The organism is Arthrobacter sp. MDT1-48-3 (assembly GCF_054511015.1).
The window spans coordinates 278,304-292,887 of sequence record NZ_JBTNDL010000003.1 but is presented as its reverse complement, the minus strand read 5'-3'; the positions used below and the strand labels follow the sequence as shown (position 1 = coordinate 292,887).

The following is a 14,584-nucleotide window of genomic DNA, read 5'->3' as shown; positions in this document are numbered from 1 at the left end:
AGGCTGAGGGGGTGCTACGGGTGCTGCGGGACGGCTACTTGAGCTCGTCCTCGGTGTAGTAGTCGGTCTCCACGAGCGCGGCCTCGTAGTTGTCGACCGTGACGATCTGCGACTCGAGCAGGTAGGACGGCACGATCTTCTCGCCGTTGTCGTACGTCTCGGTGTCGTTGACCTCGGGCTCCTCGCCCTTCATGAGGTCGTCCACCATGGTGACGGCCTGCTTGCCGAGCTCGCGGACGTCCTTGAAGATCGTGGAGTACTGCTCGCCGGCGATGATCGACTTCACGGAGCCCACCTCGGCGTCCTGGCCGGTGACGACGGGGAGGTCGTCAGCGGAGTAGCCACCGGAGGTCAGGGCCGAGATGATGCCGATGGACAGGCCGTCGTAGGGCGAGAGGACACCCTCGAGCTGCTCGCCGCCACCGACGGTGAGGAGGTCCTCCATGCGGTCCTGCGCGGTGTCGGGGAGCCAGCGGAGGATCGCCGCCTGCTCGAACTCGGTCTGGCCACTGGGGACGCGGAGCACACCGCTGTCCAGGTAGGGCTGCAGCGTCTTCATGGCGCCGTCCCAGAAGAACGTGGCGTTGTTGTCGTCCGGGCTGCCGGCGAAGAGCTCGACGTCGAACGGCCCTTCCTCGCCCGTCTCCTTGCCCTCGGCGTCGAGGATCCCGAGACCGGTGAGCAGCGAGGTGGCCTGCTGCACGCCGACCTCCTCGTTGTCGAAGGTCGTGTAGTAGTCCACGGTGTCGGACCCGTTGATCAGGCGGTCGTAGGCGATGACGGGGATGTCCTGCGACTCGGCCTGGTCCAGCACGCTCGTGAGCGTGGTGCCGTCGATCGAGGCGATGACGAGGGCCTTCACTCCGCCGTTGATCATGTTCTCGATCTGGCTGACCTGCGTGGGGATGTCGTCGTTCGCGTACTGGAGGTCCACCTCGTAGCCGAGGTCCTCCAGCTGGCTCTTGACGTTCTCGCCGTCGGCGATCCAGCGCTCGGACTGCTGCGTCGGCATGGCGACGCCGATCTTGGCGCCCTCGTTGGAGCCGCCTTCTGCTGCGGCCTCGTCCCCGCCGCCCCGGCTTCCGCCGCATGCGGTGAGGCTGAGGGTCAGGATGCTGGCGGCCGCGATGCCGGCCAGGTATTTCCGATTCATGGTGGAACTTTCTTGTGTGGAGTTTCCGGCGACAGTGCCGGCTTTCGGGGAGTGGCTTCTAGAGTTTCTGCGCCAGGCGATAGTACGCGGCGTTCCAGCGCAGCTCACGCTGGAAGTCCCGCAGCTTGGTGTCGGCGTCGATGCGCAGCAGTTCGACCTCGGCGATGTCCGCGAAGTCCTCGAAGACCTCGAGGCCCACCGCGGTGGTGAGGACGGTGTGGTGGGCGGCGCCGGCGCTCAGCCAGGCCGCTGCGGAGGTCTCGAGGCTCGGCTCCGGCTTCCACACTGCGCGCGCGACCGGCAGGTTGGGGAGCGGGGCGTCGGGCGGGACCACCTCGACGGCGTTGGCCGTCAGGCGGAAGCGGTCCCGCATGTCGGACATCGCGACGACCACGCCGGACCCGGCGTCGGTGTCGAACACGAGGCGCACCGGGTCCTCCTTGCCGCCGATGCCCAGCGGATGGACCTCCAGCGTGGGCTTCGACGTGGTCAGGGTGGGGCAGATCTCGAGCATGTGCGCCCCGAGGATCTTCTCCTCCCCCGGCACCAGGTGGTACGTGTAGTCCTCCATGAGGGACGCGCCGCCGGGCAGCCCCGCCCCCATGACCTTGGCGGCCCGCACGAGGACGGCGGTCTTCCAGTCACCCTCGGCGCCGAACCCGTAGCCGCGGGCCATGAGCCGCTGGACGGCAAGACCGGGCAGCTGGCGGAGGGCCCCGAGGTCCTCGAAGTTCGTGGTGAAGGCCCCGAATCCGCCCTCCTCGAGGAAGGACAGCAGCCCGAGCTCCTGCCGGGCGCCGTAGCGCAGCGACTCGTGCCGCTCGCCGCCGCGGCGGAGCTCGGGGACGACGTCGTACGTCTCCTCGTACTCGGCCACGAGGGCGTCGACGTCGGCCTCCGCCTGGGCGTCCACGGCGGCGACGAGGTCGTTCACGCCCCACGTGTTGATCGAGACGCCGAAGCGCAGCTCGGCCTCGGTCTTGTCACCCTCGGTGACGGCGACATTGCGCATGTTGTCACCGAAGCGGGCCACCTTGAGCTCGTGGACGGCGGCCCAGCCGGCGGCGGCGCGCTGCCAGGAGGAGATCCTGGCGCAGACGCCGGGGTTGGACACGTGCCCGACGACGGTCTTGCGCGGCACACCGAGGCGGGACTGGATGTACCCGAACTCGCGGTCGCCGTGGGCGGCCTGGTTCAGGTTCATGAAGTCGAAGTCGATCTCGTCCCAGGGGAGCGCGACGTTGATCTGCGTGTGCAGGTGCAGCAGCGGCTTCCGGAGTGCGTCGAGGCCCGCGATCCACATCTTCGCCGGGCTGAACGTGTGCATCCAGGTGATGACCCCGATGGCGTTGTCGGCCGCGTTGACCTCCAGTGCCATCCGGCGGATCGACGCGGAGTCCTTGAGGGTCGGCTTCCAGACGACCTTCACGGGCAGGCCCGCGTCCCCGAGGATCCGGACGATCTCCTGCGACTGCTCCGCGACCTGCTGCAGGGTCTCCTCCCCGTACAGGTCCTGGCTGCCGGTCAGGAACCAGACTTCGTAGGTGTCGAGGGTCGTGCTGAGGGGGCTCATGCGGGGGCTCCTGGGATCGAGGGCTGACCGTACACGTTCTGGTAGCGGTCGAAGAGGGAGTCGACATGCTCGGGCTGGATGCCCGCCGGGGCGCCGAGCTGCCGGGAGATGTGGACGGTGCGGGCGACGTCCTCGAGCATCACGGCCGCCTTGACGGCGTCCTTCGCGTCCTTGCCGATCGTGAAGGGTCCGTGGCTCTTCATGAGGACCCCGCGGGAGCGGTGGCCGGTGAGCGTCTCGACGATGCCGCGGCCGATCGAGTCGTCACCGATGATCGCGAACGGGCCCACGGGGATCTCGCCGCCGAACTCGTCGGCCATGGCGGTGATGACGCAGGGGATCGGTTCGCCGCGTGCGGCCCACGCGACGGCGTAGGTGGAGTGCGTGTGCACCACACCGCCGACGTCGGGCATGTTGCGGTACACGTAGGCGTGCGCCGCGGTGTCGCTGGACGGCGACCGTTCCGATCCGGGGGTGCCCTCGATGACGTTCCCGTCGAGGTCGCACAGGATCTGGTTCTCCGGCGTCAGCTCGTCGTAACTGACGCCGGAGGGCTTGATGACGAACAGGTCGGCGCCCGGGACGCGGCCGGAGACGTTCCCGCCGGTCCAGACGACGAGTCCGTAGCGCACGAGTTCGGTGTGCAGGGCGGCGACGTCCTTCCGGACGGCATCGATCGCGGCCTCGACCTCGGGGCTGAAGGAGCCCGTGGACACGGCGCTCATGCCGACACCGCCTGCGGGGTGCGGGCCGCGCGGCGCAGGGCCTTCAGCCGGTGCATGACGTCGTTGGTACCGCGCCCGAAGTAGTCGTGCAGTTCGGTGTACTCGCGGTACAGCGCGTCGTAGGCGGCGGCACGCTCCGGGTCGGGCGTGTAGGCGGCACGGTCCAGATGGCCCATCGCAGCGGCTGCGGCGTGGATGTCCGGGTAGGCGCCGGCGGCGACGGCGGCATGGATCGCCGAACCGAGGGCCGGCCCCTGGGAGCTGCCGATGACCGAGAGCGGCATGTTCAGCACGTCGGCGTAGACCTGCATGAGGAACGGGTTCCGGATGAGGCCGCCGGCGGCCACGAACTCGGTGACGGGCACGCCGGAGGCGTTGAAGGTCTCGACGATCTTCCGCGTGCCGAACGCCGTGGACTCCAGCAGGGCGCGGTAGACCTCGTGCGGCTTGGTGGCGAGGGTCAGGCCCACGACGGTGCCGGAGAGCTCATGGTCCACGAGGACGGAACGGTTGCCGGAATGCCAGTCGAGGGCCACCAGGCCGTGCGCCCCGACGGGCTCGGACTGCGCCTGTTCCGTCAGGTACTCGTGCACGCTCAGGCCCTGCGCAGCGGCAGCATCCCGGATCTCGCCGGGCACCTGGTTGGCCACGAACCACGCGAAGATGTCGCCGACGCCGGACTGGCCGGCTTCATAGCCGTAGAAGCCCTCGACGATCCCGCCGTCCACGACGCCGCACATGCCCGGCACCTCGCTGAGCCGGTCCGAGTTCATGACGTGGCAGGTCGAGGTGCCCATGATGGCCACCATCTGGCCGGGATCCGTGGCCTGCGCCGCCGGGGCCGTGACGTGGGCGTCGACGTTCCCGACGGCCACCGCGATCCCTACCGGCAGGCCGGTCCAGCCGGCGGCCTCCTCGGAGAGCGAGCCCGCCCTCGAGGCGAGTGCGCCGATCGTGTGCTCCACCTTCTCGCGGGCGAAGCCCGCGAACCCGGGGTTGAGTGCGGCGAGGAACTCCTCGGACGGGTAGGCGCCGTCCTGGTAGATGCCCTTGTAGCCGGCGGTGCACGCGTTGCGCACGTACTCCCCCGTGAGCTGCCAGACGATCCAGTCGGCGGCCTCGACCCAGTGGTCCATGCGGTCGTACAGCTCGGGGTCCTCCTCGAGCAGCTGGAGGCCCTTGGCGAACTCCCATTCGCTCGAGATCAGTCCGCCGTAGCGGGGCAGCCACGCCTCGCCGCGCTCGGCGGCCAGGTCGTTGATGCGGTTCGCCTGGCCCTGCGCCGCGTGGTGCTTCCACAGCTTCACGTAGGCGTGGGGCCGGCCCTCGTAGCCGGGCACCTCGTTGAGGGGCGTCCCGTCGGCGAGGGTGGGCACCATGGTGCAGGCGGTGAAGTCGGTGGCGATGCCGATGACGTCCTGCGGATCGATACCCGCCTCCTGCACGGCTGCCGGCACGGCGGTGCGGAGGACGTCGACGTAGTCGGACGGCACCTGCAGGGCCCATTCGGGCGGGAGCTGCTCGCCCGTGGCTGCGAGCGTCGAGTCCATGACGGCGTGCGGGTACTCGAGCGTCGAGGCACCGAGTTCCGCACCGTCGGAGACACGGACCACGACGGCGCGGCCGGAGAGGGTGCCGTAGTCGACACCGATGACGTAGGTGGGCCTGCCGGCCGCCCCTGTGGCCGGGTCTGCGCCCGGGATGGAGTCACTCAAGGGAAGGACCTCTTTGTTCTTCTCGGGAGACCGCGATGCAGTGCCCTGATGGATCGTCGATGCGATGCGCCGTTCATGTGACCGTTCACATTGCGGTTCCCAGTGTAGGGCCCGATCGGTGGGGCGTGTCAATGGCGGAGGAGGAGGGCCGTCAGGCGGCCGGCGCGGCCGTCGACGCCCGGACCACGAGTTCCGGTACCACGTCCGGGGCCGCGCCCGCCTCGCCGGCCGCATCCGTCCCCACCGAGCCGATGAGCGCCAGCAGCCTCGCCATGCAACGCCGCCCCAGCTCGGGGAAGTCCTGCCGCACCGTCGTCAGGGGCGGGCAGTAGTGCGCCGCCTCGGGGACGTCGTCGAACCCCACGACGCTGACGTCCTCGGGCACCCGACGTCCACCTTCACGGAAGGCATGGAGCAGTCCGAGCGCCATCTGGTCGTTGGACGAGAAGACCGCGGTGATTTCCCTGTCCGCCGCGAGGGAGCGCCCTGCCCGGTACCCCGACTCGGCGGTCCAGTCGCCGGAGCGCAGCACCTCCGGTGAGCGGCCCCAGGCCTCCATCTCACCGCGATACCCCCGCACCCGCGCCTCCGTCTCGAACCAGCCCTCCGGTCCCGCGATGTGCGCGATCCGCCGGTGTCCCAGCTCGAGCAGGTGGCGCGTCGCGAGCGCGGCGCCTCCCGACTGGTCCACCGACAAGCGGTGATCGTCCTGCGCCTGCGCCGAATGGACCGTCACGAACGGCAGCGTGATGGACAGGCGCTCGATCTCGCCGAGGGTCTGTGTCTGCGGGGCCAGGATGACGAGCCCGTCCACGCCGTGCGCCAGCAGCCGGTCCAGGGCCGACCGGATGGAGCCGCCGTCGAGGTCGTCGAGGTGCGCGATATCGACGGCGTACCCGGCCTCGCGCGCGGCGCTGTCGATGGCCTGCAGGCTCGCCGCCGGCCCGTACTCGAAGCCCTTGCCCACGAGCACGCCGATGGTGGTGGACCTGCTGGTCACGAGCGCCCGGGCGGCACGGTTGGGACGGAAGCTGAGCTCTGCCATCGCGGCCAGCACGCGGTCCCGCGTCTCGGCCCGCAGGCTCGGGTGGCCGTTGAGGACGCGGGAGACCGTCTGGTGCGAGACCCCCGCGCGGCGGGCAACGTCCCTGATGTTCGCGGCACGCGCAGGCTCGCCGGGTCGGACCCGGCGGTCCGCCTCGGTACCGGGATCCGCTGCGTCAGTGGGGGTCGACAATGGCGTCGTTCCGGGCGAAGCGCCGGTTCCGGAGCACCGGCAGGAACTCCCGGACGTCGTCGACCCTGCGGCGCGTGACGTCCGTGGTCACGATGCCCCGCTCCTCGTCCTCGAGGTGCGCCTGCGGGACGCCCATCGGGTCGATGATGGCCGAGTGGCCGATGGTGTGGCTGCTCGAGGTGCCGGCCGCCGCCACCCACAGGGTGTTCTCGATGGCCCGCGCCTTCAGCAGCGTCTCCCAGTGCTCGATCTTGTGCTCGCCCTTGAACCACGCGGCCGGCACGCAGATGAGGTCGGCCCCGGCATCGGCGAGCGCGCGTGCCAGTTCGGGGAACCGGACGTCGTAGCAGGTCATGAGTCCCACCCGGAGGTCGCCGACCTCGGCGATCTTGATGCCGCCGTCACCCGGTTTGATGGCCGTGGACTCGGAGTAGCTGAAGGCGTCGTACAGGTGCAGCTTGCGGTAGGTGTCCACGATGCGGCCGGTCGCGTCGATCAGGACGAGGGTGTTGAAGGGCCGCTCCTCGCCGCTGGGCTCGTACCCGCCGGCCACCACCGCGATGCCGTGGTCGGCGGCGAGGAAGGACAGCTGCTGCACGAAGGTGGTCCAGTTCGCCTCGACGGCTTGGTGGAGGTCGCCGTCGAGCTTGCCGATGGCGAACATCGACTCCTCGGGGAAGACGATCAGCTCCGCGCCTTCGCCCCGGGCCTCCGCCGCGAGTTCCCGCATCACGGCGAGATTCGCCGGGGCGTCCCCACCCGGCCGGAACTGACCGACGCTGACCTTCATGTTGCCGCCCTAACCGTGTGTGCCGACGTCCACCCAGCGTACAGACTCCGGCCCGGCGGGCCGGAGTACCCTTTCGGCATGAGTATCCCCTTGAAGAGCAGGCGTGTGCCACCCGGGCCAGGACAGGAGTCCGTCTGGGACTATCCGCGGCCTCCGCGGGTGGAACGGACACCGGCGGGCATCGAGGTGCGCTTCGGTGGGCAGCTGATCGTCACCACGGTCGACGCGGTGCGGGTCCTCGAGACGAGCCACCCGCCTGTCTACTACCTGCCGATCGCGGACTTCGCGCCCGGCGTGCTGGTCCCCGTGGAGGGCACCACCCACTGCGAGTTCAAGGGCGCGGCCCGCTATTTCGACGTCGTCGCCGGCAGCGCGCGCAGCCCGCGCGGCGCGTGGACCTACCCGACGCCGGTCCGTGGCTACGAGGACCTCGCCACGCGGGTCGCCATCTACCCGTCGCGGATGGACGCCTGCACGGTGGACGGCGAGGAGGTGCGGGCCCAGGAGGGTGACTTCTACGGCGGCTGGATCACCGCCGCCATCGTGGGACCGTTCAAGGGCGGCACGGGGACCTGGGGATGGTAGCGCCGGGCATCCCGTCCTGGCTGCCGTCGGACGCCGCCCGCCGTAGGACGATGGTGCGGTCGGGGTCGCATGCTGGTCCTGACGACTCGGCAGGGAAGGAACGGTCATGAGCACTGCCCGGAGGACCGGTGCGGGCAGGCGGCTGCTGCTGGCCGCCGCCTTCATCACCTCGATCCTGGTGCTCGGCGGCTGCACCGGTTCGGAGGGCGAGCCTGAGGGCGCAGACGCATCGGCGTCGGCTTCCGGATCGGCGTCGGCTTCCGTATCGGCAGCGCCGGGCGAGGCACGGCCCGCACCGGATCTCGAGGGCATCCCCGAGGTCGTCGCCGTCGTCAACGGCACCGAGATCGGCCGGGACCTCTTCACCGACACGTACGAGGGCCAGTTCGCGCAGGCGTCCGCCCAGGCGCAGGCCGCGGGCCAGGAGGTCGATCAGGACCTGCTGAAGACGACGGTCGCGGACAACCTCGTCAGCTCCGAGCTGCTGCGCCAGGAGGCCGACCGGCGGGGCATCACGGCGACGCCCGAAGGACGGGCCGCGGCCGTCGACGAGCTGCTGCAGGCGAGCGGGCTCGCCTCCGAGGAGGAGCTGAAGGCCGCTTTCGCCGACCAGGGGATCGACGACGCCGAGTTCGACGCGCAGCTGACGGACCAGGTGAAGCTCGACACGCTCCTGGCGGAGGAAGCCGGCGACACGACGCCGACCGACCAGGAGATCCAGGAGGCCTACGACGCGGCGAAGGCGCAGCAGGAGGCCGGGGGCGATACCGCGACACCGATTCCCCCGCTCGAGGACGTCCGCGAACAGATCATCCAGCAGCTGTCGGGTGGCAGGACCTCCGAGGCCGCACAGGCACTGATCGCGCGACTGCGCGACGACGCCGACATCACCGTCAACCTCTAGGCGTCGACCTCCGGGCGGTCCCGATCAGGTACCGATCAGGCGCCGATCAGGTCGTTGACCACGATGGTCTGATCGCGGTCCGGACCGACGCCGATCGCGGAGAACCGGGTGCCGGAGAGCTTCTCGAGCGCCCGCACGTAGGTCTGCGCATTGTCCGGCAGGTCCTCGATGGTCCGAGCGCCCGTGATGTCCTCGGTCCAGCCGTCGAAGTACTCGAAGATCGGCTTCGCGTGGTGGAACTCGGTCTGGGTCATGGGCATCTCGTCGTGGCGGACGCCGTCGACGTCGTACGCGACGCAGACCGGGATGCTCTCGATGCCCGTGAGGACGTCGAGCTTGGTGACGAAGTAGTCGGTGAAGCCGTTGACGCGCGACGCGTGGCGCGCCAGCACGGCGTCGTACCAGCCGCACCGGCGCGGACGACCGGTGTTCACGCCGAACTCGCCGCCGGTCTTCTGCAGGTACAGGCCCATCTCGTCGAAGAGCTCCGTGGGGAACGGGCCGGCGCCGACACGCGTGGTGTAGGCCTTGATGATGCCGATCGAGCGGGAGATGCGCGTGGGACCGATGCCGGAGCCGACGGACGCACCGCCGGCCGTGGGATTCGAGGACGTCACGAACGGGTAGGTGCCGTGGTCGACGTCGAGGAAGGTCGCCTGGCCGCCCTCCATGAGGACCACCTTGCCGGCGTCGAGCGCCTCGTTGAGCACGAAGGTGGAGTCGATGACGAGGGGCTTGAGCCGCTCGGCGAAGGACAGGAAGTACTCCACGACCTCCTCGACCTCGACGTCGCGCCGGTTGTAGACCTTCACGAGGAGTTCGTTCTTCTGCTTGAGGGAGCCCTCCACCTTCTGGCGCAGGATCGACTCGTCGAACACGTCCTGCACGCGCAGGCCGAGCCGGGCCACCTTGTCCATGTACGCGGGACCGATGCCGCGCCCGGTGGTGCCGATGGCACGCTTGCCGAGGAAGCGTTCGGTCACCTTGTCCAGCACCTGGTGGTAGGGCGCCACGAGGTGGGCGTTGGCGGACACCCGCAGCTTGGAGGTGTCGGCGCCGCGGGCCTGGAGCCCGTCGATCTCCTGGAAGAGGGCCTCGAGGTTGATGACGCAGCCGTTGCCGATGATCGGGATGGCGTTGGGGCTGAGGATGCCGGCGGGAAGGAGCTTCAGCTCGTACTTCTCGCCGCCGACGACGACGGTGTGCCCGGCGTTGTTGCCACCGTTCGGCTTCACGACGTAGTCGACCCGACCGCCCAGCAGGTCAGTGGCCTTACCCTTACCCTCGTCGCCCCACTGGGCTCCGACAATGACGATTGCTGGCATGGGATCCTCCCCCATTCGGTACGGGCCCTCCCCGCGCAACCGCGGCAAGCACGCCGTGCATCAGAACGCCCCAACCGGCCGCACGACATGCGGCCACTGGGGCTCTTACCGTCCGAGTTTAGCCGAGCGGCTCCGGGGGCGCCGAAAAATGCCGGGCGTGACGCGAGCGGGAGCTCCGCGAGGCCCGTCCGGTCCGGAGGTGGGCGCGTGCAGAATAGGGCCATGGACCGCTTCGAAGGACACATCGCCGGCATCGGCACCGCCTCGGGTACCCGGCTGGTGATCGGCCGGTGGGACACCTCCCCCTTCGGGGCGTTCACCGACGTCATGCTGGAGGACGCCGCGGGACACCGCACGCTGATCGCGCCCACACAGGAGATCGCGGACTACGTCGGATCGACCTACACGTTCGACGACGTCGTGCTCTCGCCGGTCACCTCGACCCTGACGGCCGACCGGCTCGTCGTCGAGGGCGGCGGTCTGCGGGTGGTCGCCGGAATCGGCGCGGTCACGCTCCTCGGGCGCCTGCTGGGGATCGTCCCGCGGCGCCTGGCCACTCATCCCCGCTGGCTCGCGCTCATCAATCCCGTGGCGTCGCTCCTGGTGAAGGGCATCGCCACGGCCGGCTCGGCAGGACACGGGCGCACCGAGTACTACGGCGTGACCTCCGCGCGGGCCGTCTCCGGGGCGACGGCCACCTGGCGGGACGCGGATCTCGGCACCCTCGCACCCGTGAGCCCCCCGGTGCGGTTCGGCTTCAGCTCCGCCCCGCCGCGCCCGCAGGTGGTGTCGGTCACGACGACGATCCGCCACCCGGAGCACTGATCACCGGGACGGGCCGGTCCTGAGCCCCGGCGGTGTCCGTCCGCCGGTAGCCGGGGGCACCTCACCGGTTCCGGCGGCGAACCGCCCGCTGCGGCCGGCCGCCGTCAGCTGCCAGGCGGCGGCATGCCACACCGTAGTGGGGCCAGTAGCGGAGCCCGGCCGGAAGCAGGGGGGCCGCATGCCGGACGGCCCGGCGGATCACCGCGAAGGCGATCCGGTCCCGACGCCGCCACGGCAGTCCGTAGGCCTCGCGCAGCGCGGGAGGGAGGATCCCGGCGGCGAGCAGGGCGGGCACCGGGCGGAGTGGAGGCGGCACGATCGGCGGATCCGGAGCGAGGATCTGCTGCGCGATCGAGCGGGCGGCACCGCCGACGTCGAGGGTGGTACGGACCTGGTGGTCGAAGTAGCTCCGGAGGCCGCGGTAGTCGGCGGGCAGGAGCGCGTCCGGGACACCGAACACGTGCCCGAGCCGGGTCATGTCCCGGTAGTACGCATCCCGCTCCTCGGGCCCGACGGGCCGGAGGAAGACCTCCGTGACCTCGATGGCGGTCCATGCCAGGGTGGCGAACACCCAGAGGGCCAGGTCCGGGTCGTTCGCGCTGTACCGGGTCCCCGCGGGCAGCGAGGAACTGGCGGTGGGCAGCGTGCCCTGGACGGTCTCGTGCCTCCTGGCCACGTGGGCGGCGGCGGCGCGGACCTGCGCGTCGTCGCCGAACGTGACGGTCAGGACGGCGTCGAGGGTGCCGCGGAGCCGCTGGAGGGGATCGGTCGCGAAGCCGCTGTGGGCGCGGACGCCCTCCGCGACGAGGGGGTGCGCCACCTGCAGCAGGAGCGCAGCCGGTCCACCGGCCAGGACGGTCCGCTCCCGCGCGATCCGCCACGCGGTCGACCCCGGGCCGTACAGACCGGCGTCCCCCGGTGCGCCCGGCCCGGGCGCGGCGGGCAGGAACCTGCCGCGTCCCCTCATGCATCGTCCTCTCCGGGCACGGACATCGCGGCCCCGGCGTCCGCCCCGGGCTCGTCCTCGACCCACTCGAGCAGGTCCCCGGGCTGGCACTGCAGGACCCTGCACATCGCCTCGAGTGTGCTGAAGCGGACGGCCTTGGCCCGTCCGTTCTTGAGCACCGCCACATTGGCGGGTGTCAGTCCGATCCGCTCCGCGAACTCGCCCACGCTCATCTTCCGCCGGGCGAGTTCGACGTCGATCCGCACCACGATGGGCATCAGATGACCTCGTCGAGTTCGGTGCGCAGCTGCCGTGCCTCGGTGTCGCGTGCCACCGCCTGCGCGAGCAGTGCCCGCAGCACGAGCACGATCAGCGCCACGGCAGCGATCATGACGGCCACTCCCCCGATGAGCAGCACGACGCCGGGCGCCACGGCCTCACCGGGCGCGAGCGCGATCCCGAGCCCCACCGTGAGCAGGCTCGCGGCGGCGAAGGCACCGATGACGATGTTCACGAGCCGGAAGGCGTCCGAGGAGAACACCGTTCCCCGCCGCACCATCGTCAGCAGCCCCCAGACGCAGACCACGGCCACCTGGAGTGCGAGGATCCCGAGCACCGTCAGGACCACGAGCGGGGTCCGGATCAGGGCGACGTCGGGATCGGCTCCGTCGAGGTCGATGCCCAGGAGCGAGAGCATCACCACCTGGATGAAGACGGAACCCGCGAACATCATGCACAGCACGACCCGCAGAGCGAGGACGGTGATTCTTCCCATGACGACTCCCTTGTACTGTTTGTAAGCACAAAGCTATCGTTAACCGATAGATAGCACAAGGCGTACGATCGATCGGTACACGTCTCGCTGTGACGTCCGAGGTCATGACGCACCCCCGGCCACGGCGGGCCGGGGTCCGTCCGCGGACCTGCCGTCAGATCGAGTAGTCCGAGCCCGGATTCGTCGCGTCGAGGTAGTCCCGCACCGCATTCTGCGGCACGCGATAGGACCGGCCGAACCGGATGCTGTTGATCGTTCCGGACTGCACCAGGCGGTAGACCGTCATCTTCGAGACCCGCATCATGGCCGCGACCTCCGCGACCGTGTACAACTGACCCGTACTTACGCTTGTGGACATTCCAGCCCCCACTTCCAATCGCCTCACCACGGTATGTGGAGCTTTTAACTCTGGTCGCGTGCGCCACTTCTGCACAAGGAATTGGACTACTTGTTAACCGGACCCGATTAACGAGTAGTCGGGTCTAGGAGGCACCCGGACCGAGGCCCTCCTGGCGGAAAAAGGAAGAACGGGGTCCGCCATGGCGGACCCCGTTCTTCCCGTTCCGGGCCGGACGTCAGTTCGCGAGCTGCGCGCTGGCCTCCGGGTCCGACTCCCTGAGGAACACCGCGATCCGCTCGGCTTCCTCGATCTCGCCGATGGACGCGGCAGCACGGCCCAGCGCGTAGAGGGCGCGGAGGAAGCCACGGTTCGGCTCGTGCGAGTACGGGATGGGGCCGGCGCCACGCCAGCCGCTGCGTCGCAGCGCGTCGAGGCCGCGGTGGTACCCGGTGCGGGCGTAGGCGTAGGACTCGATGGTCCGGCCCTCCGCGTACGCCTCGTCCGCGAGGATCGCCCAGACGAGCGACGATGTCGGATGCTTGGCCGCCAGGTCCACGGCCTCGTCACCGGCCGCGAGGCGCCCGACGACGGCGGGCTCCTCCGGCAGGAGCGTGGGCTCGGGGCCCATCAGGTTCTTCCGGAACTCGTCGGACACTAGAGCTTCTTCCCGGCCGACCCGAGCGACGCGGCGGCCTCGACGACGCGGGCCGCGAGGCCGGCCTCGGCCGAGGCGCCCCAGACGCGGGGGTCGTAGGTCTTCTTGTTGCCGACCTCGCCGTCGACCTTCAGGACGCCGTCGTAGTTGCGGAGCATGTGGTCGGCGACCGGGCGGGTGAACGCGTACTGGGTGTCGGTATCGATGTTCATCTTGATGACGCCGTAGGAGACGGCGTCGGCGATCTCCTGGTCGGAGGATCCCGAACCGCCGTGGAAGACGAGGTCGAAGGGCTTGTCCTTGCCGATCTTCCGGCCCACCTGGTCCTGGATGTCCTTGAGGATCTCGGGCCGCAGCTTCACGCCACCGGGCTTGTACACCCCGTGCACATTGCCGAAGGTGAGCGCCGTGATGTAGCGGCCGTGCTCCCCGGCGCCGAGGGCGTCGATGGTGGCCAGGGCGTCCTCGACCGTGGTGTAGAGCTTGTCGTTGATGGCGTTCTCGACGCCGTCCTCCTCGCCACCCACGGTGCCGATCTCCACTTCGAGGATGATCTTCGCCGCAGCCGCGCGCGGCAGGATCTCGCGGGCGATCCGCAGGTTCTCCTCGAGGGTCTCGGCCGAGCCGTCCCACATGTGCGAGTTGAAGATCGGGTCGCGACCGTTCTTCACGGCGTCCTCGGACGCGGCGAGGAGGGGCAGCACGAAGTCGTCCAGCTTGTCCTTGGGGCAGTGGTCCGTGTGGAGCGCGATGTTGACGTCGTACTTCTTCGCCACTTCCTTCGCGAAGGCCGCGAAACCGAGCGAACCGGCGACCATGTCCTTGACGCTCGCGCCGGACCAGTAGGCGGCGCCGCCCGTGGAGACCTGCACGATGCCGTCGGACCCTGCCTCCGCGAAGCCGCGCATGGCCGCGTTGAGCGTCTGGGAGGAGGTCACGTTCACAGCCGGGAATGCGAAACCGCCCGCCTTCGCGCGGTCGATCATCTCGGCGTAAACATCAGGTGTGGCAATAGGCATGCTGAGGACTCCTTAGT

16 protein-coding genes are annotated in these 14,584 nt (G+C 69.9%); 3 read left to right on the top strand and 13 right to left on the bottom strand.

Features of this window, described 5'->3' with window-relative positions; genetic code table 11:
• Positions 1–34 precede the first annotated feature (34 nt).
• The 6 genes from chvE to ACX80L_RS09055 form a co-directional block, all read right to left on the bottom strand.
• On the bottom strand, positions 35–1,153 hold the full coding sequence (chvE, locus tag ACX80L_RS09080) for a multiple monosaccharide ABC transporter substrate-binding protein (RefSeq protein ID WP_459289126.1): 1,119 nt from the start codon (positions 1,151–1,153) through the stop codon (positions 35–37).
• Positions 1,154–1,211: 58 nt separating this feature from the next.
• Positions 1,212–2,726: an L-arabinose isomerase gene (araA, locus tag ACX80L_RS09075; protein WP_459289124.1), complete on the bottom strand. Its 1,515-nt coding sequence runs from the start codon at positions 2,724–2,726 to the stop codon at positions 1,212–1,214.
• Positions 2,723–3,451 (bottom strand): L-ribulose-5-phosphate 4-epimerase, encoded by a 729-nt coding sequence (locus tag ACX80L_RS09070; protein ID WP_459289123.1) that lies wholly within the window; start codon positions 3,449–3,451, stop codon positions 2,723–2,725. Before ACX80L_RS09070 ends, araA begins: the two co-directional genes overlap by 4 nt.
• A complete protein-coding gene (gene araB, locus ACX80L_RS09065) occupies positions 3,448–5,166 on the bottom strand; it encodes a ribulokinase (protein ID WP_459289121.1) in 1,719 nt (572 codons plus the stop codon). Before araB ends, ACX80L_RS09070 begins: the two co-directional genes overlap by 4 nt.
• Before the next feature lie 151 nt (positions 5,167–5,317).
• A complete protein-coding gene (locus ACX80L_RS09060) occupies positions 5,318–6,319 on the bottom strand; it encodes a LacI family DNA-binding transcriptional regulator (protein WP_244186277.1) in 1,002 nt (333 codons plus the stop codon).
• A 67-nt stretch (positions 6,320–6,386) separates the two neighbouring features.
• Positions 6,387–7,193: a carbon-nitrogen hydrolase family protein gene (locus ACX80L_RS09055; RefSeq protein WP_208740378.1), complete on the bottom strand. Its 807-nt coding sequence runs from the start codon at positions 7,191–7,193 to the stop codon at positions 6,387–6,389.
• A gap of 78 nt (positions 7,194–7,271) precedes the next feature.
• On the opposite strand from ACX80L_RS09055, the gene ACX80L_RS09050 reads away from it, so the two are divergent.
• Together ACX80L_RS09050 and ACX80L_RS09045 are read left to right on the top strand one after the other, a co-directional pair.
• Positions 7,272–7,778, top strand: a complete 507-nt coding sequence (locus tag ACX80L_RS09050) for a DUF427 domain-containing protein (protein ID WP_459268824.1) — start codon at positions 7,272–7,274, stop codon at positions 7,776–7,778.
• Positions 7,779–7,884: 106 nt separating this feature from the next.
• Entirely contained in the window at positions 7,885–8,682 is a 798-nt protein-coding gene (locus ACX80L_RS09045) for a SurA N-terminal domain-containing protein (protein ID WP_459289119.1), read from the top strand.
• A 35-nt stretch (positions 8,683–8,717) separates the two neighbouring features.
• On the opposite strand, the gene ACX80L_RS09040 is transcribed toward ACX80L_RS09045, so the two are convergent.
• Positions 8,718–10,007, bottom strand: coding sequence for an adenylosuccinate synthase (locus ACX80L_RS09040; protein WP_208740477.1), 1,290 nt, complete (start codon positions 10,005–10,007; stop codon positions 8,718–8,720).
• Positions 10,008–10,229: 222 nt separating this feature from the next.
• Between ACX80L_RS09040 and ACX80L_RS09035 the strand changes: the two genes are divergently transcribed.
• The gene (locus tag ACX80L_RS09035) at positions 10,230–10,832 is read left to right on the top strand and encodes a hypothetical protein (protein WP_459289117.1); all 603 of its coding nucleotides are present in this window, start codon (positions 10,230–10,232) and stop codon (positions 10,830–10,832) included.
• 61 nt (positions 10,833–10,893) lie between these two features.
• On the opposite strand, the gene ACX80L_RS09030 is transcribed toward ACX80L_RS09035, so the two are convergent.
• The 6 genes from ACX80L_RS09030 to fbaA form a co-directional block, all read right to left on the bottom strand.
• Positions 10,894–11,799: an oxygenase MpaB family protein gene (locus tag ACX80L_RS09030; protein ID WP_459289115.1), complete on the bottom strand. Its 906-nt coding sequence runs from the start codon at positions 11,797–11,799 to the stop codon at positions 10,894–10,896.
• Positions 11,796–12,056, bottom strand: coding sequence for a helix-turn-helix domain-containing protein (locus ACX80L_RS09025; protein ID WP_133080284.1), 261 nt, complete (start codon positions 12,054–12,056; stop codon positions 11,796–11,798). The genes ACX80L_RS09030 and ACX80L_RS09025 overlap by 4 nt, the downstream gene beginning before the upstream one ends.
• Complete coding sequence (locus ACX80L_RS09020; RefSeq protein WP_208740474.1) at positions 12,056–12,553, bottom strand: DUF2975 domain-containing protein; 498 nt, start codon at positions 12,551–12,553, stop codon at positions 12,056–12,058. The genes ACX80L_RS09025 and ACX80L_RS09020 overlap by 1 nt, the downstream gene beginning before the upstream one ends.
• A 154-nt stretch (positions 12,554–12,707) precedes the next feature.
• Entirely contained in the window at positions 12,708–12,911 is a 204-nt protein-coding gene (locus ACX80L_RS09015; RefSeq protein WP_133080282.1) for a helix-turn-helix domain-containing protein, read from the bottom strand.
• Between the two features lie 217 nt (positions 12,912–13,128).
• A complete protein-coding gene (locus ACX80L_RS09010; RefSeq protein ID WP_133080281.1) occupies positions 13,129–13,548 on the bottom strand; it encodes a DUF3151 domain-containing protein in 420 nt (139 codons plus the stop codon).
• Complete coding sequence (gene fbaA, locus ACX80L_RS09005) at positions 13,548–14,567, bottom strand: class II fructose-bisphosphate aldolase (RefSeq protein WP_133080280.1); 1,020 nt, start codon at positions 14,565–14,567, stop codon at positions 13,548–13,550. The genes ACX80L_RS09010 and fbaA overlap by 1 nt, the downstream gene beginning before the upstream one ends.
• Positions 14,568–14,584: the final 17 nt, after the last annotated feature.